This is a genomic window from uncultured Campylobacter sp. (assembly GCF_937997405.1).
GTDB lineage: Bacteria > Campylobacterota > Campylobacteria > Campylobacterales > Campylobacteraceae > Campylobacter_B.
On sequence record NZ_CALKTL010000074.1, the window covers coordinates 1 to 26,391 of the forward strand.

General features: G+C 46.9%; 28 protein-coding genes. 15 read left to right on the top strand and 13 right to left on the bottom strand.

Features of this window, described 5'->3' with window-relative positions:
• The 3 genes from Q0372_RS03670 to Q0372_RS03680 all read left to right on the top strand — a co-directional run.
• The coding region (locus tag Q0372_RS03670; RefSeq protein WP_298102702.1) for a PD-(D/E)XK motif protein at positions 1-616 on the top strand (616 nt) is incomplete at its 5' end.
• Between the two features lie 9 nt (positions 617-625).
• Positions 626-2,032 carry an AIPR family protein gene (locus tag Q0372_RS03675; RefSeq protein WP_298102705.1) on the top strand — a complete coding sequence of 469 codons (1,407 nt, stop codon included), beginning with the start codon at positions 626-628 and terminating at the stop codon, positions 2,030-2,032.
• Positions 2,033-2,058: 26 nt separating this feature from the next.
• Positions 2,059-2,703, top strand: a complete 645-nt coding sequence (locus tag Q0372_RS03680) for an AIPR family protein (protein ID WP_298102708.1) — start codon at positions 2,059-2,061, stop codon at positions 2,701-2,703.
• 36 nt (positions 2,704-2,739) lie between these two features.
• On the opposite strand, the gene Q0372_RS03685 is transcribed toward Q0372_RS03680, so the two are convergent.
• The 7 genes from Q0372_RS03685 to Q0372_RS03715 all read right to left on the bottom strand — a co-directional run bounded on the left by Q0372_RS03685 (position 2,740) and on the right by Q0372_RS03715 (position 10,060).
• On the bottom strand, positions 2,740-3,252 hold the full coding sequence (locus Q0372_RS03685) for a hypothetical protein (RefSeq protein WP_298102711.1): 513 nt from the start codon (positions 3,250-3,252) through the stop codon (positions 2,740-2,742).
• Positions 3,253-3,414: 162 nt separating this feature from the next.
• Positions 3,415-3,768 carry a hypothetical protein gene (locus tag Q0372_RS03690; protein ID WP_298102714.1) on the bottom strand — a complete coding sequence of 118 codons (354 nt, stop codon included), beginning with the start codon at positions 3,766-3,768 and terminating at the stop codon, positions 3,415-3,417.
• A 691-nt stretch (positions 3,769-4,459) separates the two neighbouring features.
• The gene (locus Q0372_RS03695) at positions 4,460-5,740 is read right to left on the bottom strand and encodes a dihydroorotase (RefSeq protein WP_298102716.1); all 1,281 of its coding nucleotides are present in this window, start codon (positions 5,738-5,740) and stop codon (positions 4,460-4,462) included.
• Complete coding sequence (locus tag Q0372_RS03700; protein WP_298102721.1) at positions 5,737-6,666, bottom strand: aspartate carbamoyltransferase catalytic subunit; 930 nt, start codon at positions 6,664-6,666, stop codon at positions 5,737-5,739. Before Q0372_RS03700 ends, Q0372_RS03695 begins: the two co-directional genes overlap by 4 nt.
• Positions 6,667-6,948: 282 nt before the next feature.
• Positions 6,949-7,479 (bottom strand): NAD(P)H-dependent oxidoreductase, encoded by a 531-nt coding sequence (locus tag Q0372_RS03705; RefSeq protein ID WP_298102724.1) that lies wholly within the window; start codon positions 7,477-7,479, stop codon positions 6,949-6,951.
• Between the two features lie 568 nt (positions 7,480-8,047).
• On the bottom strand, positions 8,048-8,917 hold the full coding sequence (locus tag Q0372_RS03710) for a hypothetical protein (protein ID WP_298102727.1): 870 nt from the start codon (positions 8,915-8,917) through the stop codon (positions 8,048-8,050).
• Positions 8,918-8,929: 12 nt separating this feature from the next.
• Complete coding sequence (locus tag Q0372_RS03715) at positions 8,930-10,060, bottom strand: CinA family protein (RefSeq protein ID WP_298102729.1); 1,131 nt, start codon at positions 10,058-10,060, stop codon at positions 8,930-8,932.
• A 118-nt stretch (positions 10,061-10,178) separates the two neighbouring features.
• Between Q0372_RS03715 and ileS the strand changes: the two genes are divergently transcribed.
• From ileS to Q0372_RS03750, 7 genes are all read left to right on the top strand, one after another.
• Positions 10,179-12,938 (top strand): isoleucine--tRNA ligase, encoded by a 2,760-nt coding sequence (ileS, locus tag Q0372_RS03720; RefSeq protein WP_298102733.1) that lies wholly within the window; start codon positions 10,179-10,181, stop codon positions 12,936-12,938.
• Between the two features lie 96 nt (positions 12,939-13,034).
• Entirely contained in the window at positions 13,035-14,393 is a 1,359-nt protein-coding gene (gene gatA, locus Q0372_RS03725; RefSeq protein ID WP_298102737.1) for an Asp-tRNA(Asn)/Glu-tRNA(Gln) amidotransferase subunit GatA, read from the top strand.
• A 2-nt stretch (positions 14,394-14,395) separates the two neighbouring features.
• A complete protein-coding gene (gene guaB, locus Q0372_RS03730; RefSeq protein WP_298102740.1) occupies positions 14,396-15,847 on the top strand; it encodes an IMP dehydrogenase in 1,452 nt (483 codons plus the stop codon).
• On the top strand, positions 15,844-16,950 hold the full coding sequence (locus Q0372_RS03735; RefSeq protein WP_298102743.1) for a homoserine O-acetyltransferase: 1,107 nt from the start codon (positions 15,844-15,846) through the stop codon (positions 16,948-16,950). The genes guaB and Q0372_RS03735 overlap by 4 nt, the downstream gene beginning before the upstream one ends.
• Entirely contained in the window at positions 16,940-17,125 is a 186-nt protein-coding gene (gene xseB, locus Q0372_RS03740; protein ID WP_005872361.1) for an exodeoxyribonuclease VII small subunit, read from the top strand. Before Q0372_RS03735 ends, xseB begins: the two co-directional genes overlap by 11 nt.
• A 9-nt stretch (positions 17,126-17,134) precedes the next feature.
• Positions 17,135-18,331: a carbon-nitrogen hydrolase family protein gene (locus Q0372_RS03745; RefSeq protein WP_298102745.1), complete on the top strand. Its 1,197-nt coding sequence runs from the start codon at positions 17,135-17,137 to the stop codon at positions 18,329-18,331.
• A complete protein-coding gene (locus tag Q0372_RS03750; protein WP_298102747.1) occupies positions 18,328-18,993 on the top strand; it encodes a ThiF family adenylyltransferase in 666 nt (221 codons plus the stop codon). The genes Q0372_RS03745 and Q0372_RS03750 overlap by 4 nt, the downstream gene beginning before the upstream one ends.
• 117 nt (positions 18,994-19,110) lie before the next feature.
• Here Q0372_RS03750 and Q0372_RS03755 read toward each other — a convergent pair whose 3' ends face one another.
• From Q0372_RS03755 to Q0372_RS03780, 6 genes are all read right to left on the bottom strand, one after another.
• Positions 19,111-19,452 carry a hypothetical protein gene (locus tag Q0372_RS03755; protein WP_298102749.1) on the bottom strand — a complete coding sequence of 114 codons (342 nt, stop codon included), beginning with the start codon at positions 19,450-19,452 and terminating at the stop codon, positions 19,111-19,113.
• A complete protein-coding gene (locus Q0372_RS03760; RefSeq protein ID WP_298102751.1) occupies positions 19,427-20,440 on the bottom strand; it encodes an ankyrin repeat domain-containing protein in 1,014 nt (337 codons plus the stop codon). The genes Q0372_RS03755 and Q0372_RS03760 overlap by 26 nt, the downstream gene beginning before the upstream one ends.
• Before the next feature lie 159 nt (positions 20,441-20,599).
• Positions 20,600-21,010: an Rrf2 family transcriptional regulator gene (locus Q0372_RS03765; RefSeq protein ID WP_298102753.1), complete on the bottom strand. Its 411-nt coding sequence runs from the start codon at positions 21,008-21,010 to the stop codon at positions 20,600-20,602.
• Positions 21,011-21,424: 414 nt separating this feature from the next.
• The gene (locus Q0372_RS03770) at positions 21,425-21,565 is read right to left on the bottom strand and encodes a hypothetical protein (protein ID WP_298102755.1); all 141 of its coding nucleotides are present in this window, start codon (positions 21,563-21,565) and stop codon (positions 21,425-21,427) included.
• Positions 21,566-21,860: 295 nt separating this feature from the next.
• Complete coding sequence (locus Q0372_RS03775; RefSeq protein ID WP_298102757.1) at positions 21,861-22,493, bottom strand: NAD(P)H-binding protein; 633 nt, start codon at positions 22,491-22,493, stop codon at positions 21,861-21,863.
• A 43-nt stretch (positions 22,494-22,536) separates the two neighbouring features.
• Positions 22,537-22,911, bottom strand: a complete 375-nt coding sequence (locus tag Q0372_RS03780) for a cupin domain-containing protein (RefSeq protein ID WP_298102758.1) — start codon at positions 22,909-22,911, stop codon at positions 22,537-22,539.
• 165 nt (positions 22,912-23,076) lie between these two features.
• On the opposite strand from Q0372_RS03780, the gene Q0372_RS03785 reads away from it, so the two are divergent.
• The 5 genes from Q0372_RS03785 to Q0372_RS03805 form a co-directional block, all read left to right on the top strand.
• Positions 23,077-23,211, top strand: a complete 135-nt coding sequence (locus Q0372_RS03785; RefSeq protein ID WP_298102760.1) for a hypothetical protein — start codon at positions 23,077-23,079, stop codon at positions 23,209-23,211.
• Between the two features lie 52 nt (positions 23,212-23,263).
• Entirely contained in the window at positions 23,264-24,220 is a 957-nt protein-coding gene (locus Q0372_RS03790; protein WP_298102762.1) for a cation diffusion facilitator family transporter, read from the top strand.
• A 472-nt stretch (positions 24,221-24,692) separates the two neighbouring features.
• Entirely contained in the window at positions 24,693-25,271 is a 579-nt protein-coding gene (locus Q0372_RS03795) for a hypothetical protein (protein WP_298102765.1), read from the top strand.
• A 157-nt stretch (positions 25,272-25,428) separates the two neighbouring features.
• Entirely contained in the window at positions 25,429-25,812 is a 384-nt protein-coding gene (locus Q0372_RS03800; RefSeq protein WP_298102767.1) for a transporter, read from the top strand.
• A gap of 62 nt (positions 25,813-25,874) precedes the next feature.
• The coding region (locus tag Q0372_RS03805; protein WP_298102769.1) for a hypothetical protein at positions 25,875-26,391 on the top strand (517 nt) is incomplete at its 3' end.

Sequence of the window (26,391 nt, forward strand, 5' to 3'; positions counted from 1 at the left end):
TGACGAAAGCGTTTTAGACAATATAGAAACAAGACTCCTAAAATGGAAAAAATTTTTTGTTTCAAATGATGATAATTTTGGAACAGAAAGGCAAATGGGGCTATTTGGCGAACTTAGTTTTTTAAATAATATTGCAGCTAAACAAGTTGGTTTTGAAGAGGCGTTAAGTTCTTGGGTTGGGGCAGATTTTGATAAACAAGATTTTTTATTTAATGACTGCGCTGTTGAGATTAAAACGTATAAAGCTTCAAAATCACCACATGTTACAATTTCATCTGCTTATCAACTTTATACAAGTAAAGAAAAATTATATCTCGCAGTATACTCTTTATCTATAAATTTTCAAGGACTTAGTGTTGAGGACATCATAAAAAGTATAGAAGTAAAGATAGCTGATGTAGAATCATTTTATAAAAAGCTTTTTTCGTATGGCTATAAAGCAAATTTCCAAGTAGAACTATTAAAATTTAAAATAGATAAAATTTTATTTTTTAATGTAGATAATAAATTTCCAAAAATTACTCCTATAGATATAGATTCCAGAATTCATAACGTAAAATATACGGTAGATTTATTAAAATGCAATGAATTTTTATTGGAGAGAATAAAACTTTAAAGGCGAAAAATGGTTAGTTTAGATGACTTTCATCAAGATTTTATGCAGGATATCGTGAGTCAAGCTCAAAGTCGAGGTATAAGCAAACAAGAAGCATTTTTTGAGTCGGTCTGTGACTCTCTTGTTGACGAAGGAGAGCTATCACAAGACTACATGATTGCTGAATACAATAAAAGAGATATGGAGGTAAGTGGATATGACTTTGATGTAGAGCGTGGCAAGCTTAGCCTTCTAGTGCATTGTCTTTTTCAAAGCGATGATATACAAACTCTTATAAAAGCACAGATAGAATCAAAATTTAAAAAGCTGGAAAATTTTTTCTTAAGGAGTTGTGAAAAACTTTATGATACTATGGAGGAGGGTTTTGAGCATTACTCAATGGCCTATAATATATATTCGTATTTAATTAAAAATGAACTAAAAAAAATCCGCCTTATTATTATTACAGATGGAAAAATTACTAAAAATTTAGCAAGTATCCCAAATAAAGTACTATATGGTATTGATGCGGAGTATCGCATCATAGATATTGAGTTTTTATATAAAATTTATACTATAAACAACTCAAAAAATAACTTTGATATTGAGGTTGATTTACCAGCGCTTGTAGTGGATACGCCGACGAAAGACTATAGATCTTATTTAAGCGTAATAGACGGCAAGACAATAGTTGAAATTTATGATGCATTTGGCTCCAGACTTTTAGAGCAAAACGTTAGAACTTTTTTGCAATTTCGTGGCAACGTAAATAAGGGATTGCGAAACACTATAGAATATAGACCGGAGATGTTTTTTGCATACAATAACGGCATAACTGCAACCGCTAATGATGTAGTTTTGCAAGATGGCAAAATCGTAAAAATATCAAATTTTCAGATTGTCAATGGAGGCCAGACTGTATCAGCCATATACGCCTCAAGTAAAAATGCAAAGCTAGATGTATCAAAAATTTATGTTCAGATGAAACTATCCGTAGTTGCTGACACTGAAAAACAAGATGAATTTGTTTCAAAGGTTAGCGAATATGCAAACACTCAAAACAAGATAAATCAATCGGATTTCTTTTCAAATAGCCCTTTTCATAAAGATTTTAAAGAATGCTCAAGAAGAAATTTGGCACCAGCTGTTGATGGAGCACAAGTGAGAACTCATTGGTTTTATGAGAGGGTAAGGGGTGAATATTTAAACGAGCAAGCATATTTAAGTGGCGCAGATAAAAAGAAATTTCAAATAGAAAACCCCAAGTCTCAACTTATAGATAAGACATTTTTAGCTAAAAGCGAGATTGCTTGGTTGCGGTCTCCCGATATTGTATCAAAAGGCGCACAATATAGCTTTATGGCTTTCGCAACATATATTACTCAAGTGTTAGAAAAAGATGAGCTTTGTATAACGAGTAACTATTTTAAAGAGTAAATGCTGCTGAAAACAAAGTAAGAATTATGAAGGACACAAATTTAAAAAGTGATCAGAATAAAATGTTCAAACAAGTTGAAAAGCTTGTTTCTTACGCCACTTGGTATAATGGTGGTTATAGGGCACAATGCGTAGCCTATACCCTATCGTACTTATCGTATTATTTGGAAAAAAATAGATTATTTTTAAATTTCTCTAGGATATGGGATGAGCAAAAAATATCCAATAATTTAGAAAATATAATCTCTATAGTTGCTAGCAAAATTTATACTAGTATAACTAACCCACCAGAAGGTAATGCAAATATAGGCCAATGGTGCAAGAAAAAATTATGTTGGGATAATATAAAAAATATCGAGTTAAACTTAGAATTCGACGATGAAAATCTAAGTAACGCAGAAGAAGAAAAATATATAAAAAAAGAAGCCAGGAAAGATAAGAAACTTGACGATGAAATAGAAGTTCAATCGTTTGTCGTCAAATTTAAAGATTGGGATAAGATTTTAAAATATTATGAAAAAGATGAAATAAGGCACCAAATACCTATGAAGCAAATGGATATTTTAGAAAAAGTTGTGAATGGATATATAGCTCTTCCATCCGTAAAGCAATCTAAGATTTTATACGAACTTTATGAAAATGCTAAAAAAGAAGGTTTTATGATTGCCTAAAAATAGGCACGAACTTTCTTACTCCGTGCCAAAGCCTTACCAGGCATTTATCGCAAACAAAATCGCTAAGTTTTTCTGCGCCAAGAGCTCGTCCGAGAGGCGGTCGTATTCGCCCCCGAGCCCCATTTCTTGCGCCATAGACGGCGGCTCATCGTCCCAAGAGCCCATCGCACCGAATACATCGGCGATCCCTGCCGCGGCAAACGCCCTCAGGCTCGGCTGCGGCAGCGCTGCAAACGAAACGGCGTAATACTCGCCTACGGGGACTTCGCCCCGCAGAATCTTAAGCGCATTATCAAACGTCTGCGCAAAGTTTTCGCAGCCTATCTTGCTCGCAAAATCTCTGATTTGCACTAAAACATTCCCGAATTCTGCGCTGTTATCGCGCGCGTTTAGCGCATCCCGCGGCATCCCGCGCCAAAGGCGCTCGACGTATTTCACGCGCCAAGCCTTTTTGTCGCGATCGTATTTCCAATCAGGCGTAAAAATGCCGTCAAAGTCCTCGAAGCGGCAGACGATGCCGTTTACGTTCATACCCGAAAAGCCCAAAAGCGCTCTATCTTTTACGAAAGTTGGAATACTAAGCCCCGCGTCCTTCAGACCGAGCTTTAAGCACTGCTCTATCCAACGCCGCCGTGCGGAGGTTGGCTCGTTCTCGTGCCCTTTTTGCGCGACTTGCTCGGTAAAAAATTTACGCGCCTTTTGCAGAAACTACGAGCCCGTGCTTTCGTCGGCGCCTTTTTTACTAGCCGCTTTTTCATTTGCCGCTTCTTTGCCGTTCGCGCGCTTTTGCTCCGCTGCACCGCCGCTCTCGGCGGCTTTGTCCGTCGCACTGCTCTGCACTGCGCCGTACGCATCTTTTTGCTCCGCAGCTTTACTTGCGTCGTTTACGCCGTCCTGCGCTGCGCGGCTCGCGCCCTCTGCGGTGCGGAAATGCTCCTTTGCAAATTCAAAATTTAAATATTTTATATATTTTTGATCCTGCGGCAGCGGCTTAGGATTGCCGCGCAGAGCTGATTTTAGCGCGACGCACAGCGCGCACGAGAGATATATTTCGCCGTTCATAGATATCCTTTAATTTAGATCGCTCCCGTTCATGCGGCGGATTATTTATGCTCCGCGCCAAAAGCTAGCGGCTGCAAAATTTTAAAATTTTGCGCCTTAGCGACAAATTTAATCACGATAAAATTTGCGCGCAAAGCAAAAACAAATCTGCGAAAAGATAGAATTCTCAACCGCCGCGAACATAAATTTAAAAGCCGCCGCCGCATCGAAAGAGGTGCCGTTATAAATTTAGAGCAGCTCGCGCATGGGCACGGATAAAATTCCGAAGCCGAAATCTACAAATGCCACAAACAAGGCGACGTGCGTTAAATTTACGCGCACTTTAAAAATGACAAACCGCTTTAAAGAAATTTCAATCGCGCTCGCACTATGAAATTTTAAAAGTAAGCTGCCGCACTGAGCTACCGATAAATTTAAGCAGGTCAGTCACGCTGCGAGATCAAGGGCCGCGCCGATACCGAGCAAAACGCGCTATGTTTTAAAGACAAGTCGCCACGCCTACGCTGCCACCAAATTTAAAATGAACCAATCGCACCGCAAAATTTTAAAAGCGAACCGTTGCGCCTAAACTAGCGTAAATTTAAAATGAAGCAATCGCTCCGTTTATGCTACGAATACCGCTCGTCGGCAAGCTACCACTCGCAAGCTCCGCCCGCAAGTCGCCGATCGCAAGCCCTACGCCGCGAGCGCCCTACGCTACGACATTTGGAAACTCATAGACCACGCGACCGCTTTTGATCGTGCATACCGCAGCGCCCGCAAGCTGCTTGCCGAAAAGCGGTGAGTTGCGCGATTTGGACTTATTTAGCGTCTCGTCGTAAACGTAGGAAATCTGCGGATCGATGATCGCGATGTCGGCTAAAAAGCCCTCTTTGATCTCGCCCTTGTCTTTTAAATTTAGAATTTTAGCCGGGTTAAACGAGCACAGCCGCACCATGTCTTCAAGGCCGATGACACCCTCGTTTACGAGCCGAAGCGTAAGCGGTACGAGAGTTTGAAGCCCCAAAATTCCAAACGGCGCGTGGTCGAATTCGACGAATTTATCGTCGGTGTTGTGCGGCGCGTGGTCGGTCACGATGGCGTCGATCAAACCGCTTTTAAGGGCCTCTCTGATCGCCTGCACATCGCTTTGGGTGCGAAGCGGCGGCGACATTTTAAAATTCGTATCGTATCCCATCAGCTCGCGCTCGTCGAAGGTAAAATGATGCGGCGTAGCCTCGCAGGTGACGCGGATACCCTCGCGCTTAGCCTGCTTTATGAGCTTTAGCGACCACGCCGAGCTTACGTGCGCGATGTGGATGTGCCCGCCCGTCTTTTTGGCAAGCAGCAGATCGCGCGCGATCATGATCTCCTCTTTTTCGCTCGCCATCCCCTTTAGACCGAGGATCGCGCTAACCTTACCCTCGTTCATCACGCCGCCGTGGCAAAGCGAGCAATCCTCGCTGTGATTTATCACGAACGAGCCGAAGTGCGCGGAATATTCGAGCGCCTGTCGCATCACGGAGCTGTCGGTCACGGGCAATCCGTCGTCGCTGAAAGCCACGCAGCCGGCTTCCAGCATATCGCCCATCTCGACGATCTTTGCGCCCTTACAGTCCTGCGAGATCGCGCCTATGGGCAGCAGATCGATAAGCCCGCGCTGTTTGGCCTTGGCGATCATCGCGCGCGTGATGCTGGAGTTGTCGTTCACGGGCTTAGTATTCGCCATCGGAAGGCAGGTCGTCACGCCGCCTGCGACCGCGGTTTCGCTGCCGCTGATGACGTCGTCTTTGTATTCGAGCCCCGGGTCTCTGAAATGTACGTGCATATCGATGAGACCGGGCATCACGAGCTTGCCCGCAGCGTCTATGACGCGATCTGCGGCGGGACACTCGCGCGTGATCTTTGAAATTTTATCGCTCTCGATCAGGACGTTTGTTTCCTCGCTGCCGTCGTGATTAACGATCGTACCGTTTTTTATCAAAATTTTCATCGTACGCTCCTGTTTAAATTTATCGTATGAAGTATCGCCATTCGCATCGCCTCGCCGTTTTCTACCTGATCTAAAACGCAGCTATAGCGCGGATCGTCGGCTACGTCGGAGTTGATCTCCACGCCGCGGTTGATCGGGCCCGGGTGCATTATCATGACGCCCTCTTTTGCCGCTTGCATTCGCCTCGCAGTAAGTCCGAAAAATTTCGAGTATTCGCGCACGCTCGGAAAGCTCGGCTCGCCGTCTTGCCGCTCAAGCTGTATTCTTAGCATGATGATGACGTCGGCGCCCTCGATCGCCTCCTCTACGCTTTTGCATATCGGGCAGCCGAACGCGTCGCAGTCGCGCAGCATCATCGGAGGGCCGAAGAGCCGCACGTTTATGCCTAGTTTTTTCATCGCCCAGATGTCGCTTCTAGCCACGCGCGAGCGAAATATATCGCCGATGATCGCGACGTTTAAATTCTCGATCCTGCCCTTGTGCTCGCTGATCGTAAAAAGATCCAGTAGCGCCTGGCTCGGGTGCTCGTTCAGCCCGTCGCCCGCATTTACGATCGATGCGTCGCAGTTGGCCGCGACGAATTTCGCCGCGCCCGAGCAGCTGTGGCGCAGCACGAAGATATCGGTGCGCATCGCCTGCATATTTCTGATGGTGTCGATCAGCGTCTCGCCCTTTTTCGTGCTGCTGTCCGCAGCGGTGAAATTTACGCTGTCCGCGCCCAGGCGCTTGGCTGCGATCTCAAAGCTCGTGCGGGTGCGGGTAGAGTTTTCAAAAAACGCGTTGATGACCGTCTTGCCGCGAAGCGAGTCGGATTTTTTGACGTCAGAGCGGTTGAGCGCTTTAAACTCGCGCGCCAGATCGATGAAGTCGTAGATGTCCTCGCGGCTTAGATCCTGCGCGCTAAGAAGATGCTTTAGCTTATACATTCCCTCTCCTTTTTTTTTGGGCCGAATTTCAGCCGTAATTGTATAAAAAAATCTCTGATAAAATTTTAAAATTTAAGAGCTGAGCTCAAATTTAGACGCGAAATTTTGCTTGGAATTTCATTTGAGATCACATACGAAGCGCGAGCGGAATTTTGGGGTAAAATTTAAAAATTTTAGGATTAAATTTGAGCTTTTTGAGCGAAAATTTTAAAAAATCAGCCGCGTCGCTTACATAAAATTTTAAAGCTTTACGCGCGGCGGGCGGCTAGAAAAACAAAGAATTTAAAGCTTATTTAAATACTTTATATAATTTTTCGCGCTATTTTCTACGGCTTGCTCGCTTTTATCGTAAGTAAAGCCGTATGAGACGAAATTTGGTAGCGCAATCGCGCCGACGAAATTAAACGTAGCTTTAAATGGCGCTAGCACCTCATCCACGCTAAAGCCTACGATGCCGTTTTTAGAGTAGTTTGCCTCAGTCGCGCCAAGCGAGATCGCAAGCGCAAATTTTTTGCCTTTAAGCTTGCCGCCGCTCTCTGTGCCATAAGCCCAGCCGCGCGTAAAAACGTCCTCAAACCACTGCTTAAGAAGCGGCGTGCAGTTTGAAAAACGAAACGGAAACTGAAGCACGATTTTATCGTGGCTTTCGAGCAGTTTTTGCTCCTTTTCCACATCGATTTTAAAATCCGCATAAAGCGCGTAAAGATCATGAAGCTCGAACTTATCGGGATGCGCTAGCACGGCATCCCTCCAGTGGCGGTTTACGAGCGAGTTTGCGATATTTGGATGAGCCGAAATAATGAGAGTTTTCATTTCTATCCTTTAAATTTGAAATTGTGGGGCGCATTATAGCCCTACTTCGTAAAATTTTTCTCGTTTTATCACAAGCAGCCTTAAATTCTAAAGCTTTACCAGCCGTCACCCACTTATCTTTACAGCAACTTCAAAGAGCGCGAGCTTTAAATTTCAAACTTCATCCGTTACTCGCGCTTTATTTTAGAAATGCTCGCCCTTGGGGCACTCGTTGCGTTTTACGGAGGTTTATCACTTCTTTGCAAATATTCATATTCCATTGCGGAAGCTCGCGCGAGTAAAATTTTAATAAAACCGCCGCGCAGAGAAAATTTTAATAAAATTTAGCATCGTTTCTCTGCGAGCATTTGCCACAACAAATAAAATTTAGATGAAATCTAGCCGTGCTTTAAACTATAAAACCTTGCCATCGGTTCCGTCGTCGGGCTGTAGGTGCTCATCGCGCTCTTATGAATGTCTGCCCCCTTTCGTTCAGGCTCGTTACGCTCCTGCGGAGGCTTGCCACTTCCTTGCGGGTGGTAGTTGCAACAAAAAATTTTGAGTAAAATTGAGTAAAATTTAGCGTAATTTAAATTCTAAAGCTTTGCCTACCAGCCGCCTCTTCAGGGTCTAAATTATCATCGTGCTCCTGCAAGCGCCCGCCGCGCGGCTCCTGTCTGGGCTGCACTCCAAAGCTCTCCAAGACCTTGCCCAGGCTTTCGTTTGCATCTTTTATAATTCCTTGTAGGCTTTGTCCCATCTGATCAAGATTTTTGCCAGCCTCGCGTGCCACCGCCTCGCCCTGCTTTAGCAGATCCTTGGTCCTATCGGCGTTGCGAGCGGCGAAATCGTTCAATGCTTCAGGCGCCTTTTTCTGCAAATTTTGCAGGGCCTCGCCCAAAACTTTAGCATCGTTTGCAAGCTCGTCTATCGTGGAGTTTAGATCAGATTTTTGCTTGCCCTCAAAGCCCTGCGGCACGGAATTTCGCACTGAGCCTTGCGTAGAATTTTGTGTGGGGCTTTGAGCGGAATTTTGCCCCGAGCTATCCGTGCTTTTATTAAAATTTTGCCCTTGATTACCCGCGCTAAAATTCTGTTCCGAGCGTGCGCTTTGCTCGCGATCTTGCCCGTCCGATCTGCCGTCGCAGCCGCTTAAAACACACGCCACAGCTAGCGCCAAAGTAAAATTTCGCGCCGCATTTATAAAACTAAAATCGTTTATAAAATTAAAATTTCTAGCGCGACCCGCTGAGATAAAATTTAGTCCGCCCTGCGCTGAGATAAAATTTCGCCCGTCGCTAGCCCGAGTAAAATTCTGCCTGCCCTGCGTTGAAGTAAAATTTCGCGCGCCGCCGGCTGAAACGAAATTTTGCAGTCGTCCAAAGCCCCGTTCGCCGCTAGCTCGGATAAAATTCTGCGCCAAATCGCCTCCGCACCCTTTCAAAATTCGTCTTTTCAAAATCCGCTCCTTTTAAATTTCATCCCTAGCAGGCGCGCTTGGAAGTCGCCCGAAAAATAGGTCGCTTCTAAGCTTTAAAAGCAAGCAGATAGCGATATCGGCGCTTTGTTCGCGGATATAGTTTCGATCGCCTTTTAGATGAAATTCCCCGACGATCTGTTTGCCGCCCTGCTCCTTTGCGCCGATAAAGACCGTCCCTACGGGCTTTTGCGCGCTTCCGCCGCCGGGACCCGCGATACCGCTTACTGCAAGAGCAAAGCTCGCCCCGCTGCTTTGCAGCGCGCCCTCCAGCATCTCGCCCACGGTCTGTGCGCTGACCGCGCCGTAGCGCGCGAGCGTATCTTCGCCTACGTTTAGCCAGAGATTTTTTATCTCGTTGGCGTAGCTTACGAGCGAACCGTCGAAAACGTCGCTAACGCCCGCGACTGCGCCGAATTTTGCGGCGATGAGCCCTGCGGTGCAGCTTTCGGCAAAGGTGATCTTAGCGCCTATTTCGCGCAGTCTATCCACCACAAAGCCCATAAAATCGCCGCCTTCGATGTAGCAGCTCTCATAATACTTGCCGACGCTTTGCAAAAACGCGTCCAGCGCTCCGAATTTCATCGCACTGGCGCGCACGAGCAGCAAAAAGGAGCAGGGCCTACTGATCGTAAGCGAAATTTTATAACTGATCGCAAGGCTCTCTAGGCGCTGCTTTACGCTTTCGTATTCGCAATCGAATAGATAAAAGCTCTCGCCCGCGTTCGGCGCGTCTTGGAGGATCGGCGGCAAGCTCTGTAAGCAAAGCGCCTTGATCACGTTTACCGAGCAGCTTCTGACGTTTAGCAGGAAGCTGTTTTTCGCCACCGTGCGCGCCATCGAGGGAGCTAGGGTTTCTCCATTTTTCAGCTCGAGCGAATCGAAAGAGAGCGTCGATAAAATTTTACCGACGACCGCGTAGGCGGAGTTTGCCGCAAAGATCGTGATAAAATCGTACGAATCGATCATCTTTTCAAGCGCGAAGGGCAAAACCTTATCGTTTTCGCTTAAGAATTTCAGATCGTCCATCCGCCCGAAAACCTGCTCGTAGCTGCGAGAAATATAGCTCATCAAAGCCGCGTCGTAGCGGATCTCCTCGCCGATTACAAGGATGATATTTTTCATAAATACCCTCATTAAATTTTCGCACATTATAGCATAAACGCAGACTGCTCTTTCAGAGCTTTTTAATGGCGTTTTGGATAAACTTCACAAATTTTTTAAGACACGAAAAGGTACAAATATGGACTACAAAGATACTCTCTTTCTTCCTACAACGGACTTTGCGATGCGAGGCGCGTTGCCGCAAAACGAACCTGCGCGGTTTAAGGCATGGTACGACGAGCGTAAAATTTACGAAAAGATGAAGGCTAGGCGCAAGGGCGCAAGCGTCAGCTTCAATATCCACGACGGTCCGCCGTATGCCAACGGACACCTCCACATCGGCCACGCGCTGAATAAAATTTTAAAAGACATCATCACCAAAACCCATTATTTCTTCGGCGAGGATATCCGATACGTGCCGGGCTGGGACTGCCACGGCCTACCGATCGAGCAGCAAGTAGAGATCAAGCTAGGCGAGCAGAAAAAATCGCTTTCAAAAGTGCAGATCCGCGAGCTTTGCAGACAGCACGCAAAAGAGTTCATCGATGTGCAGCGCAATGAATTTAAAGATATGGGGATTTTGGGCGACTGGGACGATCCGTATCTGACGCTAAAATTTGAGTTTGAGGCTGAAATTTACAAAGCGCTCTGCCAGATCGCTAAAAAAGGAATTTTAATCGAGCGAAGTAAGCCCGTGTTTTGGAGCTGGGCGGCAAAAAGTGCGCTCGCAGAAGCCGAGGTCGAATACAAAGACAAAGAGGACTACTCGATCTTCGTGGCGTTCGATCTAAGCGATGAAGCGAACGCTAAAATCGGCGCGAAAGGCGCCAAAGCGGTCATCTGGACGACCACGCCTTGGACGCTGCCTGCAAACGGCGCGATATCTTTGAACCCGAATGAAATTTATGCGCTGACTAGCGAAAATTTGATCCTTGCAAAACCTTTGGTCGAAAGCCTGGTAAGCCTGGGCATCACCAAGGGTGAGATCGTAAAAGAGTTTAAGGCTACCGAGCTTGAGGGCTTAAACGCGATCAATCCGCTAAACGATAGAGATTCAAAATTTATCCTCGGTGAGCACGTCCTGATGGACGGCGGCACCGGGCTCGTGCATACAGCTCCTGGACACGGCGAGGACGATTATTTCGTAGGGCTTAAATACGGTATCGAGGTGCTGATGCCCGTGGATGAGGGCGGCTGTTTCGACGAGACACTTAAAACAAAAAAACTCTTCCGCGCAGACGTCGTAGATGAGCTCGTGGGGATGCATATTTTCAAAGCAAACGAGAAAATTTTAGAGCTTCTAGGCCCCGCGCTTATCAAATCCGGCAAATTCGTCCACTCCTATCCGCACTGCTGGCGCACGCACAAGCCGGTGATCTACCGCGCGACGAAGCAGTGGTTTATCGCGATGGATGAGCCAATGCCTAGCGGCAAGACGCTGCGTCAGGTGGCGCTAGAGCAGATCGGAGGGGTTAAATTTTATCCGCAAAGCGGCATCAACCGCCTTACCTCGATGATAGAAAACCGCCCCGATTGGTGTATTTCGCGCCAGAGGGACTGGGGCGTGCCGATCGCGTTTTTCCGCGATAAAAGCACCAAAGAGCCGATCTTTGATGAAAAAATTTTAAATAATATCTACGAAATTTTTAAGGCTAAGGGCGCGGATGCTTGGTGGCAGATGGAAATTTCGGAGCTCTTGCCACAGGACAGCGGCTATAAGGCTGAGAATTTAGAAAAGGTTATGGATATCTTAGACGTTTGGTTCGATAGCGGCTCGACGTGGAAGGCGGTGCTGCAAAGCGGCGCCTACGATGCGGGCAAATTCCCTGCGGATATGTATCTTGAGGGTAGCGACCAACACCGCGGCTGGTTTCAGAGCTCACTACTTCTAAGCTGCGCGATCAACGAATGCGCGCCGTACAAGAGCATCCTCACACACGGATTTACCGTCGATGAGAAGGGTCAAAAGATGAGTAAGTCCGTCGGAAACGTCGTCTATCCGCAAGAGGTCGCAAAGAGCCACGGCGTGGAAATTTTACGCCTGTGGGTCGCGATGAGCGATTACTCGACCGATCTAAAGATCAGCGACAATATCCTTAAGCAGGTAAGCGAGCAGTACCGCAAGATCCGAAATACGATAAGATTTCTGCTCGCAAGCACCAGCGATCTGGGCGAGATCGAGACGAGTAATTTTACGCGGCTTGACCGCTGGATCCTAACGCGCGCGGCAAACGCCTTTGCGAGCGCGGAAGCGGCGTTTAGAAACTACGATTTTTCAAAGGGCTTCAACGCCTTGCTAAATTTCTTAAGCGCCGATCTGAGCGGAATTTATCTTGATATCTGCAAAGATAGACTCTACTGCGACGCACCCGACGAGCCGCGCCGCAGAAGCGCGCAAAGTGCGATCGCTCTGATCACGCGAGCGCTGCTGCCTCTGATCGCGCCTACGCTAACCTACACGATCGACGAAGTGATGGAATTTGCGCCGCAAATCATTAAAGAGGGCAAGCAGGACGCTTTCGATCTGACATATAAGCAGATAGAATTTGACGATTTTCTAGAATTCGACGAAATTTTAATCAAATCGAGGGAGAAATTTTTCGAACTCATCGATGCGCTGAAAAAGGACAAGATCATCAAATCGACGCTTGAGCTGGTTTTGCAGACGAGCTCGAACGAAATTTTATCAAACGACATCCTAGGCGTGGCGGATTGGTTCATGGTAAGCGACGTGGACACTCTGCAAAGCGATGAGGCTCTGGCGGAATTTAAGATAAACGACGAAATTTTCCGCCTCGTAAAATCATCGAAGCACAAATGCCCGAGATGCTGGAAATTTAACGCAAAAGAGCCGGATGAGCTCTGCCCGCGCTGCGCGAAGGTCATGCATGCTCGCTAGCCCCATAAGTCTTGGCTTCGTATTTTTTACGATCGCGCTGATCTGCGTAGCAACGGGCGTGGGGATCTATTTCGTGAATAAATTTAAGGATGGCAGATGATAAGTTTGAAAGAGGCTCTAAAGCTGAGCACGGATGAAATTTCGGCGCTTAGAGCGGAGCTAAAGGATAAAATTTTAAAAACTAAAGAGCTCGGCGCCTACGTCGAGCAGCTCACGGGCGAGGCTTTAAACATCAGCGGCGAGGGCGTGCCGATCGCAATCAAAGATAACATCCAGGTAAAAGATTGGAGCGTCACTTCAGCGAGTAAAATTTTGCAAGGCTACGTTGCACCATACGACGCGACGGTGATTAAAAAGCTACGGAAGCGCGGTTTGGCACCGTTTGGGCGAACGAATATGGATGAGTTTGCGATGGGAAGCACGACCGAAAGCTCATTCTACGGCAAAACTCTCAATCCGACCGATCACTCGCGCGTACCCGGCGGCAGTAGCGGCGGAAGCGCGGCTGCTGTAGCGGCAAATATCGCGGTAGCCGCACTCGGAAGCGATACGGGCGGCTCGATCCGCCAGCCGGCGGCATTTTGCGGCTGCGTAGGATTTAAGCCGAGCTACGGCAGGGTCAGCCGCTACGGGCTCGCGGCGTATTCTAGCAGCCTCGATCAGATAGGACCGATCACGCGCAGCGTCGAGGATGCGGCGATTTTATATGACATCATCGCAGGTCGCGACGAGATGGACAGCACGAGCTACGCGGGCGCTTACGAAAGCACCACGGATAAGCTAAACGCGGATCGCAAGCTTAAGATCGCCGTTATAAAAAACTACGTGGACGAAGCCTCGCAGCAGGTCAAAGAGGCTCTAAATTCGGCTATAGAAAAGCTAAAATCATTCGGGCACGAGATCGTTTACCGCGATCTTTGCAGCTCCAAATACGACATCGCGACCTACTACATCATCGCAACCGCCGAAGCTAGCGCAAATTTAAGCCGCTACGACGGCGTACGCTACGGAAACCGCGCGAAAGCTCTAAATTTAAAAGAGCTCTACGCCAACACTCGCGGCGAGGGTTTCGGCGACGAGGTCAAAAGAAGGATGCTTCTAGGCACCTTCGTGCTAAGCAGCGGCTACTACGACGCATATTACATCAAGGCACAGAAGGCAAGAGCCTTCATCAAAAGCGAATATGAGGAAATTTTAAAAGACGCCGATTTGATCTTTATGCCGATCGCGCCGAGCGTGGCGTATAAATTCGGCGAGCTTAGCGATCCGCTGCGTGCGTATCTTAGCGACATCTACACGATCGGCGTAAATTTAGCGGGACTTCCCGCAATCTCCGTGCCGGTAGCGAAAAACAAAGAGGCTCTTAATATCAGCGCGCAGCTCATCGGGCGCGCTTACGACGAACAAACGGTGCTGGACGGCGGCTTGAGTTTAGAAAAAATCGTGAAAGGATAAGTATGAAGATCATCAAAAAGGCTCTGACCTTCGAGGATGTTTTGTTGGTACCGCAATACTCTGAAATTTTACCCAAAGAGGTCGATATCAGCACGAGTTTTACGAAAAATATCACGCTAAATACCCCTCTCGTGAGCGCTGCGATGGATACGGTCACCGAGTACCGCACGGCGATAATGATGGCGCGCCTCGGCGGCATCGGCGTGATCCATAAAAATATGGATGAGGAATCCCAAGCCAAGATGGTTCGTCGCGTAAAAAAGAGCGAAAGCGGCGTCATTATAGACCCTATCTCGATCAAGGCGGACGCCACGATCAAAGACGCTCTCGATCTTATGGGCGAGTACCACATTAGCGGCATTCCCGTTATCGACGATAACGGCGTGCTGATTGGAATTTTGACCAATCGCGATCTGCGCTTTGAAACCGATACCGCCGCGCTAGTAGGCGAGAAGATGACCAAGGCTCCGCTAATTACCGCCCCAAAAGGCTGCACGCTTGATGATGCGGAGAAAATTTTTAGAAACAATAAGGTAGAAAAGCTTCCGATAATCGACGCAAACGGCCACTTAGAGGGGCTTATCACGATTAAAGACCTTAAAAAGCGTATCGAATATCCAAGCGCTAATAAAGACAAATTCGGCCGCCTTCGCGTCGCCGCGGCGATTGGCGTAGGCCATCTGCAAAGAGCCGAAGCGCTCGTAAAAGCGGGCGTCGATGCGCTTGTGATGGACTCTGCGCACGGACACTCCAAAGGTATTATCGACACGCTTAAGGAGCTGAAGCGAAATTTTGACGTGGACGTAGTGGTCGGAAACGTCGCAAACCCCGCTAGCATAAAGGATATCGCAAACGCGGGAGCAGACGCGATTAAAGTAGGCATCGGCCCGGGCTCGATCTGCACTACGCGCATCGTAGCGGGCGTGGGCGTGCCGCAATTTACCGCGATCAACGATTGCGCGATCGAGGCGGCTAAATTTGGAATTCCAATCATCGCAGACGGCGGCATCAAATACTCGGGCGACATCGCCAAAGCTCTAGCCGCGGGCGCAAGCTCGGTGATGATGGGAAGCCTGCTTGCAGGCTGCTACGAAACCCCGGGCGAGCTCATTACGTTTCAGGGTCGCCAGTACAAAACCTACCGCGGCATGGGTTCCTTAGCGGCTATGCAGAAGGGAAGCTCGGATCGCTACTTTCAAGACGGCACCGCAAAAGAAAAGCTCGTACCCGAGGGCGTCGAGGGACGCGTGCCTTACGCGGGCATGCTAAAAGACGTGATCTTTCAGCTGCTAGGCGGCTTGCGAAGCTCAATGGGATACTGCGGCAGCAAGGATATCGCGACCTTTCAGCAAAAAGCGGAATTCGTCGAGATCACGAGCGCAGGTCTTAAAGAAAGCCACGTCCACGACGTCATCATCACGCAGGAAGCGCCGAATTACCGAGTAAATCAGTGATCCTTCAGAGCAAAATTCAAAATTTCGACGAGCCGCTCTATCTGGAGAGCGGCCGCGTCTTTTCTAACTTCAAGCTCGCCTATGAAACCTACGGCGAGCTAAACCCGGACAAATCAAATGTCATCGTCATCTGCCACGCCCTAACGGGCTCCGCGCACGCCGCGGGACTTTACGAAGGCGACATTAAGCCCGGCTGGTGGGACGGGCTCATCGGCGATCATAAAGCGGTCGATACGACGAAATTTTTCGTCATCTGCATAAACATCCTGGCTTCGCCTTTCGGCTCTACCTGCCCGCTCGACGTCGATGAAAGCAGCGGCCGCGAGTACCGCTTGCGCTTTCCGGTAGTGGTCGTCTCAGACGTCGTGCGCGCGCAGATGATGCTTTTAAAGCGCCTAGGTATAGCTCGCGCCCGCGCCGTTATCGGCGGCAGTCTGGGCGGCATGCAGGCGCTGTGCTATGCGATCGAATATCCGGAATTTGCGGATGAAATTTTCGTACTCGCAAGCACCTACGCTACGCAGCCTTGGGCGATCGCGTTTAATAAGATCGCGACCGAGGCCATCTTGCGCGATCCAAATTTCAAAAACGGCAACTACGATAAAGGCTTAATCGCCGAGCGCGGGCTTGACGGCATGGCGGTGGGGCGCATGGCGGGGCATATCAGCTTTCTAAGCCCAAGCTCGATGCAGGATAAATTCGGGCGCAACTACGTCGAAACCGACGGTCTTTACGAGATTGGCGGGCGCTTTCAGGTCGATCGCTACCTTGAATACAACGGCGAAAATTTCGCGCGCAGGTTCGATCCGCTGTGCTATCTCTACATCGCTAAAATGATGAATATATTTGACTGCACGCGCCACTACGGTAATCTCAAAAACGCCTGCGCGCAGATCAGATCGCGCCTGCACCTCATCTCTTTCAAAGGCGACGTGCTCTTTCCGCCGGGGCTGATGAAAGAAATTTACGATGCGATGAGCGATCTGGGCAAAAAGGATCGCACGAGCTACGCGCAGATCGACAGCGACTACGGACACGACGCGTTTTTGGTCGAGATAGAAAAATTTGATTACATCATAAAAAGGATTTTGGATGAGTTTTGAGGAAAAAATGGAAAAGATTAACGCGCTTTTAAAAAGCCTAAACGACAAGGATCTGAGCCTAGAGGAGAGCGTGAAGCTATATAAACAGGGCGTCGCGCTGCTAAAGGAGGCGAAGGAAATTTTAGAAAACGCCAAACTCGAGGTCGCCGAAATAAACGCGCCCGAGCAGGCTTAGGAGGCGGCGATGATAAACGTATGCGTTTTGCAGCTACCGACGCTTTCGATGAGCGAAAATCGGATCGATTACTATATGAAGGTCGCCAAAGACAACGGCGCGCGGATCGTGCTGCTGGGCGAATATGAGCTAAATTCCTTCTTTAGCGAGCTTAAAAAGATGCCACGCTCCATCGCGTGCGAACAGAGCGAGCATAAGCAGGAGCTGATGGCGCGGCTTGCCGCTAAATACGACCTACATATCGTAGCGCCGATAATCAGAGCCGCTAGCGGGGCGATTTTGAGGCAGGCGGGCATTTTCGGCGGTGCGGCTCAAAAAAGCGCGCGCGGCGGCGGCGGCGAAAATTCCTTAAGCCTTAAAAGCGAGCCCGGTTGCAAGGGCGAACTAAATTCTAAGAGCGCTTTAAATTCCAAGAGCAATTTAAATTCCAACGATGGTTCAAATTCTAAAGGCACTTTAAATTCCAAAAACGAGCAGAATTGCAAAGGCGGCTTAAATTCCTGCGGCGCGCACGCTTTAAATTTCAAAGCCGCAAATTCCGCGGACGGTTTAAATTTAAGCGCTCCGATCCCGAGTAACTCGAACGCTTCAGATTTAAAAGCCGAAAGCCAAAAAGATTCGAGCGAAGAGGAAATCTTTTGCGCGAGCGAAAACGAGCCCATCTGGGTGAAATCCTGCGCGAAATTTTCGCCCTCGGAGGTGAAATTTTACGATCAAAATATCCTGATGGACTATCCGCACTGGAACGAAGATGGTTTTTTCGCCAACCGCAAAAGCCGCAAAATCGGTAAAATTTCGCCGATGATCTTTAGCGAGGGTGGCGTGAAATTCGGCGTTTGCTTCGGCTACGAGGCGCATTTTGATGCGTTTTGGCGCTATTTTATGCAAAAAAACGTCGGCTGCGTGCTCGTGCCGTGCGCTTCGACCTTCGAAAGCGGGGGGCGCTGGCGCGAGCTTTTGAAGATGCGTGCGTTTACGAACTCGCTCTACGTCATCCGCGCCAACCGCATCGGCGAGGCAAAATTCGGCGAGAGCGAGTTTAAATTTTACGGCGAGAGCTTCGTCGTAACCCCCGGCGGCGAGATCACAAACGAGCTGAAAAACGAAGAGGGCGTGCTGATGTGCGAAGTGGACGCGGACGAGATCGCTGCGGCGCGCGGGCTGTGGAAATTCCGAAAAAATCTAGTCGGCAGGGGGCTTTTATGAACTACTTTCACAGACAGATCCAGCTTTGGGGCGAGCAGACGCAGCGCGCGCTTGCGGACAAGCGCATCCTAATCATCGGCGCGGGCGGGCTTGGAAGCAGCCTTTCTTACGCTCTGGGCGCAAGCGGTATCGGGCGAATCAGCGTCGTGGATTTCGACACGGTGGCGCTTCACAACATCCACAGGCAAATTTTATTTACGCTCGCAGACGAAGGCAAATTTAAAGCGGATGTTTTTAAAAGCCGCACGGAAAGCCGCTACGACGGCGTGAGCGTGGATGTGCATAAGAGCCGCGCGGAGGAATTTTTCGCTAGCGCGACCGCCTCGGGCGAGAAATTTGATCTGATTTTGGATGCGACCGATAATCTCGCCACGCGCGCGCAGATCGATGCCTTTGCTAAGCAAATGGGCGTACCGTGGGTGTTTGCGTCGGTGGACAGCTGGCAGTGCCAAGTCTGCTTCGTGCAGAATGCGGATTTTAAATTTTTCCCGAGCCTAAACGCGACGCCTGCGGGCATAACGGCTGCGATCGTGATGTTTGCGGCAAGCTTTGAGGCAAACCTCGCTCTGCGCTATCTAGCGGGGCTCGAGGTTGAAAAAGACCTGCTTTACTACGCGAATTTTTTCAGCGGCGAGCTGGAAGTTAGAAAGATAAAATTGTAGTTTTGGCTCGGGCTAGTTTAAATTTAAGCCCGAGCTTGCGGGTTGACTTTATATCAAAAAGCTAACTTTGAGTATGTTGATTTAACTCTTGCTCCGTCATTTTATTCTCCTTAATATTTAGTTTTGATGACATTCTTTTCTTGCATTTTTTATCTCACCAGATGAGATCTCATCTATATATTTATCTAGCTTTTTTAAATTATCTTTATACGGCTGATCAAGCTTACGACCATTTTTATCTATAGTATACATATGGATGGATACCGCTTCCATTTCATTTAGCTCGCTTGCAAATTTCGTATATTCATAAACATCTTTAAATGTAGAATTTCTATCTTTGCAATATTTGCGATATACCGTCGTTATAAGCGAAATTTCACTTTTAGGTATATAATAAGTTGCATCGTAGTTTATTTCAGAATAGCTACATAAATTATATATAGCGTCTGTGGCAATCATCATATTTTCGTTTTAGGAATTCCGGGCTCGGTTGTCCGCCTACATTATACTGCATAAGCAGCTTTAAAATCGGTTCGTAATTTGGAGTGCCCGGAAATGTATCATATAATGAAAAATCATATTCGGTAATATCAAATCCATCCGTCGGTTCCGCTTTATCATTTAATATTCCCTCAGGCACGACCTTTTTAATATCGTTTCCGTACCTTAGACCCACCGTAGAGTTTTGAAATTTCCAAATATATGGCTTATAGCCGCTTTCTAATGCCATCTTTGCTATCTCATACATATTCGTATTCGTAAGATATGAAAAGAAATAATTCGGCTCTCCTATACTAATCATAGGATAGTCGGTCTCATAAATCAACGTAAAATTTCCGTCATCACTTATTTGTAGGGATTTTATATGATTATAATTCGGCGGAAGCAGTCTATTTCTAACGACCTCCGCCTCTTCAAATTTAACGCCGTTGTCTAAAAGCAGTCTTACCGATTTAGTAGCATTATTTTCTATCGCATAAGCCATAGCGGATAGCTTGTATTCGTCTTTTTTATGTATATCCGCGCCTAGCTTTATAAGCTCTTGAGTAGTATTCGTATCGTCCCAAAAGCTAGAATACATCACGGGCGTTACCCCTCCGTGCATAATATGATTGGCGGATAGATTGTTATCTTTCATAAATTTTAAAATTTCATCAGTTTGCTTGCTTTTTAAAAGTCTTTTTAGCTCTACGTCTATGGCGGGTTCTTTGAATATGTTTTTTGGATTTGAATTATAATCTATATCCCAATGTCTAAATGCAAAACTTTGCATCTCCGCTTCGCTTACATACTTGTCAAGTCCCGCTTCTTTAGTAGCATCAGAGCCTATCGTAATAGTGTAGTGAGATTGAGATTTATGAAGTCCTACTCTTCCGCTTATGAATAGATACAAAATAAGGCAAGCAAAAACTACGATGAATTGCAATATGGCTTTTAAATATTTCAAAATTTCCCCTTAGAATTAATTAGGAGGATTATATCTTAAATCAAATTAAATCGAAATTTTACATGGCGGGCGGGTAAAATTTTATATAAATTTAGCCCGCAAGCCTTGAAATTCGAGCAAATTTAGAATATAAATGCGTATTTAGAATTTTAATTAGCTTTATTCTAGATCGCTCAAAAGATCCGCCAAGCTCACGCTTGATAGGGATTTTTTAAAATCATTCTGAATGCGAGCAAATCGCGGCGCGAGTACCGCCTCGATCTTGCCGCCCACGGGGCAGGCGCTAGGCGAGCCTTTGTGCAGGCGAAACATCGCGCCCTCCTCGCTCACCGCCTCGTAAATGTCTAAAAGCGTGATGAGCCGCGCGTCGCGAGCCAGCGTGATGCCGCCCACACCAGCGGTCGTGAGTACCAAGGCTGCGTTTCTTAGCTGCGAGATCAGCTTGCGCGCGATGGCAGGGTTTATCCCCGAGCTTGCGGCGACGAAATCGCCCGTGACCTTCTCCTCGCGAAAATACGCGACGCAAAGCATAATGTGAACGGCGAGTGAAAATTTGATACCTACTTGCATTTCGCTCCTTGATTTGGATCTGAGTTTTAGAATTTAAGCGAAATTTTCCTTAAACTCGGCCGCTAAATTTCAGATCGCGCTAAAATTTAATCCGCTAGGCGATTTTCTTAAAATTCTAACCTTAAATTTAATCGTGTCTAAATTTTATCAGCCAAACGATCTTTCTAAAATTCGGATATTAAATTTTAATCGTTCCAAAATTTCATCTGTTAGGTGATTTTTTTAAAATTTAGATGTTAATTTAATCACGCCTAAATTTCATCCGCGACATAGCAAGCCGCGCGTCGCCTATACCGATAGAGCGATCATCCCCATCTCGTCACCGCCACCGCCGCTACCGTCCTGCTACCATTGCATTATCTTTGCCGACATTGTCGCCGTCGCCGCTACTCTCGCCGCTACCATTCATTATATTTACAGCAGATCGTTATTGCTGCTTGCCGCTACGCTACTATCGCTCATTATCTTCGCAGCCGTTATTGCGGTCGCCGCGGCGCCGTTCATTATACTCTTGCTGCCGCCCGCTACGATACGGCTGCTACTAATGCCGCCCACACCGCTACCGTCTCTATTAAATTTTAAATTTTAGCTTGAGTTCGACTCCGTCGCTAAATTTAATTTCAAGCCGTAGCTAGCTCAAAATTTTAATTCAAACATAGGCTCTTGTCCTGGCACTAAATTTTGATTTAAAGCCCTAGCTTACTTTTTCGCTAAATTTTAAATTTACGTTAGAATTTTACCGCGCCACGTGGTTAAAATTTTTGTCCGCGTTTTGCCCGCTGTGCAGTTAAAATTTACGCCCGAATTTTGCTGTGCCGCGCGGTTTAAAATTTACGCGCGGCAATGCCCATTATTCGCCGACCGCCGTAAACGGCTTGCCGATAAATTTTTGCGCCCTGATCTCATCTATTACGGCGAGCGCGAGGTCTGCGTAGCCGATGCAGCTTTTGCCCTTGCCGTTTAGGATCAGCTCGTCGCCTCCTAGGACGTATGAGCCTGTGCGAGCGGCGTTTGCGTCGTATTCCGCGGCGGGGATCACGTAGGTCCAGATCAAATTTTTGCTCGCTTTTAGCACCTCGTAGCTCGCCGCAGTCGCCTCGGCTACGCCCATATACTCAGCCGGAAAGCTTGGAGTATCCATCAGGCGCGTCTTGCGCGAAGCGTCTGTGTATAACACGCCCGCGCCGCCGATGACGAAAAGTCTCGTCTGCGTGCCGCTTAGCAGCTCCGCGATGTGCTGCGTCATTTTCGCGTGAAGCGGGAAGGTCTGCGGCGTCCATGCAGCGATCGCGCTGATGACGACGTCAAAGCCCGCCAAATCGGCTTTGCTAAGCTCAAAAACATCTTTATAAACGACTTTTACGTCGCCGTTTTTATACTCTTTGTTTCGCGCGATCGCTGTGACGTCGTAGCCTTGTTTTAGGGCCTCTTTTACTAAATTTACGCCTGTTTTGCCGTTTGCTCCGATGATTGCTATTTTCATTGTTTTTCCTTTAAATTTGATTTGTTTTTATTGCCGCGTAAATTTACAGCCAGCTAGGCTTTACGTCGTCGTTTATCACGCCATCGCCGTTAGTGTACTGCTCTAGACTGCCGCGTTTAGTCTGGATACAGATAAACTTTATCCCCTGCGCGCCCGCCTTGAAGCATCTCTTGCCTGCCGGATCGATGCGGATCGCATCGCCCTCCTTGACCGCCTTCTCCTCGCCGTCGATGAAAAGCGTGCCGCCGCCTTTTAGCACCAAATAAAGCTCCTCGTTTTGCTTGTGCGAATGCACGAACGGCACGCTCACGTTTGCCGGAAGCTCGTTGATAGAAAGCTCACAGCCGCTTAAGCCTAGAGCTTCTTTTAGCTCGACTCTAGGTTCGCTTTTTGTTGAAACGATTTTGTAGTTTGACATCTTTTTCTCCTTAGAAATTTTTTGTTGTAATGATATAACTTACAACCGATGAGCGAAGTATAATCAAATTTTGTTGTAATGTCAAGAGTTACAGCAAAAATTCCAAAATTTGACGCAAAATTTAAAATCAGCTAAAATCCGCGCGATTTTAAACAAAGGAATTTTATGCAAAATAGCGCATTTAGAAGGCTTGCGATCGGCCCCAGCTACGCGCCTAGGCTGATAGAGGAGTTTAGCAAACTAAAAGACATCGGCAAACGCGTAAACGCCGGACTAGAAGGCGATATAGATAAAATTTAAGCGCTTTTTTGAGGTATAATTAAACTAAAATTTGCCCAAAAGCGAGGTCAAAATGCACGAAAATCACGCCCACTGCGCACATTCGCACACGTCAAACAAGATCGTTTTGAGAAATTCCTTCTTTATGATATCCGCTTTTATGCTGATCGAGGTCGCGGGTGGCTTCGCGACAAACTCGCTCGCCCTGCTCTCCGACGCCGGACACATGCTATCAGACGCTGCGGCGCTCGGGCTTTCGCTGTTTGCGTTTAAATTCGGCGAACGCAAAGGCAATCTGCAAAAGACCTTCGGCTACAGGCGGATCGAAATTTTAGCCGCGACGATAAACGCCCTCGCCCTCGTCGCGATCGCCGTTTTGATCGTCATCGAGGCGGCGCGGCGCCTGCAAAACCCGCCCGAAGTAGCCACCGCGGGGATGCTTGCCATCAGCACGCTGGGACTTGCCGTAAACATCGTCGTGGCGCTATACATGCTGCGCGGCGGCGACGTGAGAGAAAACATCAATATGCGCGGCGCCTACCTGCACGTGCTGGGTGACGCCCTGGGCTCGGTGGGCGCGATCGCGGCGGCTTTGGCGATGATGTGCTTTGGCTGGGGCTGGGCGGACGCGGCGGCTAGCCTGCTCGTGGCCGCGCTCATCGTAAAAAGCGGCTGGGGCGTGCTAAAAGACAGCCTAAACATCCTGATGGAGGGCTCGCCAAAGGGCGTGTGCCTAGACGGACTCGTCGCGCAGATCAGGGGCGTGGACGGCGTGCTTTCGGTGCACGACCTGCATGTCTGGAGCATCACGAGCGGCGCAAACGCACTCACGGCCCATATCGTGGTTAGCGGCGAGCTGAGCGTGCGCGAAGCGGAGCGGATCATGGCTGAAATATCGCACGAAATGGAGCATCTAGGCATCACGCACACGACGCTGCAGCTTGAAAGCGGCGACAACGAATGCGCTGACGAGCTCATCTGCGAAGTAAGATCAAACGATGCGGGCGGGCATTTGGGGCATAGTCACTAAATTTTTTGGATTTATAATTCCGCTCGATTTAAAATTTAAAATTTGGCTTGAGTTTGAAATTTTAAATTTGCCCGCGCCGCGGAATTTCGGAATTTTAGAATTTTGAGATTTTAAAATTCTGTGTCTGTTATGAAATTTTAAATCCCTACGCGTAGTGGAATTTTAAAATTTCGCCCCGCGGACGCCGTTTCAAAATCAGGCGCCGCGCGCGCAAAATAGTAGAATTTTACACAACGCGTCGCCGCATCATTCAAAAAGGCGCCTATACGCGTTTGCGGAATTTTAAATTTAACCAAGCATACCGCGCCGCTAAATTTTAAAATTCCATGCGCAAATTGAGCTGTAAATCGAGCCATAAATTTAAACTACGCTCAAAATTTTGGCTAAATTTCACTCATCAAATTTTCCTGCCGATTTGAGCCTGTTAAAAGCAAATTTGACGTATAATCTCGCGAAATTTTGGGGAGTCAAGGTGCGCAAAAACATAAAATACCTAATTTACAAGTTTCTTTTGGGTAACGTATTTTTAGCCATTTTTGTGATTTCATTTTACGTTGTTTCGTGGCATATTGAAAATATTTCAAATATCGATGTTATGAGCCTTTTGAAGGGATATTTTTTATTTCCGGGCGATATTCGTCTGCCTTTTACGACGGCGATTCTTGAGCTATTCGCCTTTTACGTCAGCAGCAGTTTGAGCGATTTTTATGTCAAAGAGGTTGATCGCAAGCTAAATTTTATATTTTTCATCGCCTTTGCGACGATAGGAATTTTAGCGCTTACCGCCGTTACTTATATCATAGTATTCGGTTTTATGCTATTTGGTCTGGATCTGGATAAAAAACTAGTAGCGATATTATCCGCCGCGATATTATTCATAGGCACCTATTCTACGGCATTTTCATTTCGCAAAAGTAATTACGAGCTCGGTAAATTTTTACAAATCGTTAGTCTAAAAAGGCGCTGGAATGCCAACGAAGCACTATCGTCTATTTTATTGTTTATAGGCATAATAATATGGTTAAACTTTATCGTTTTTGAATCTAAATAAAGCTAAGCGCCCCGTTTAAATTTCGTCCGTATGCGCTAAATTTAATAGGCGTAGATCACCCGCACGGCGCGACAAAATTTTAAGTACGAAATACTTTTTATCAAAATTTAAACCTACGCATTATAATTGCAGGAATTAAAAAGGACGGCAATTAGATATGAAACGACATATATTAATCGCGATTTTGGGCTTACTTTGCGCCTTTATAGATATTAATTACATTGGTTTTCTTATCGCATTAAATTTGATAGTAGTCTTGGTTTGCGCCGTTTTTCCTTTTATGAAAAAGAACTATATATTTTTTCTACTGCTTATCGTAAATTTAGCTTTGTATTTGAATAATATCTACACCCCTTTTGAAAAGCCCGAGCTTTGGACTTATAACATACCTGCACTGGCAAATGCGACATATGTATTAGTAGCGCTGGTTTATGCTTCGGGATTTGTCGCTTTTGTCCCGCTTGCGGCATATATCTGTTTTTTATACTCGCTCTGCGTTGTTGCTTGCGGCATACGTGAAAAATTTCAAAGCTTACGCTAAATTTACGATTAAAGTTTTAAGCCATCGTTTCGTATAATTTCGCAGAATTTTAAGGATTGCGTATGAAAATATATTTCTGCAAATTGCTTTTAGGCATCTTACTGACGGGCATATTCTCGTTCTCGCTCGGCTTTACTTTATTACGCGTAGGTATGGTTTTTGACATGCCTTTTTTGTATTATGCTCCCTTAGATGTTCAGATCGCAAAAGCTATCCTAACGATAATTTTAGCATTTTATATTGCCGATAAAATTATCGACTTTCGCATTTTAGGCATCGATTGCGAGCTAAATTTCATATTTTTCATCGCCTTTGCGACGATAGGCATATTTATCGTAAGCGTACTATCGTTTTTTATGATCTTCGGTATATTCGTATGGCAAAAGTCAAATGCGGCATTTTCAGCAATGTGTCTATTTTTAGGGATAATTTGGACAGCTCGGCTATTTAGGAATAGCGAATACGAACTTGGGAAATTTTTGCAAAATTGCAGTATCAAAAAATACTCTAAAATTGACAAAGCACTATTGATCGTACTGCTTATAATCGCGTTCTTTGTGATTATACCGATACGAATAT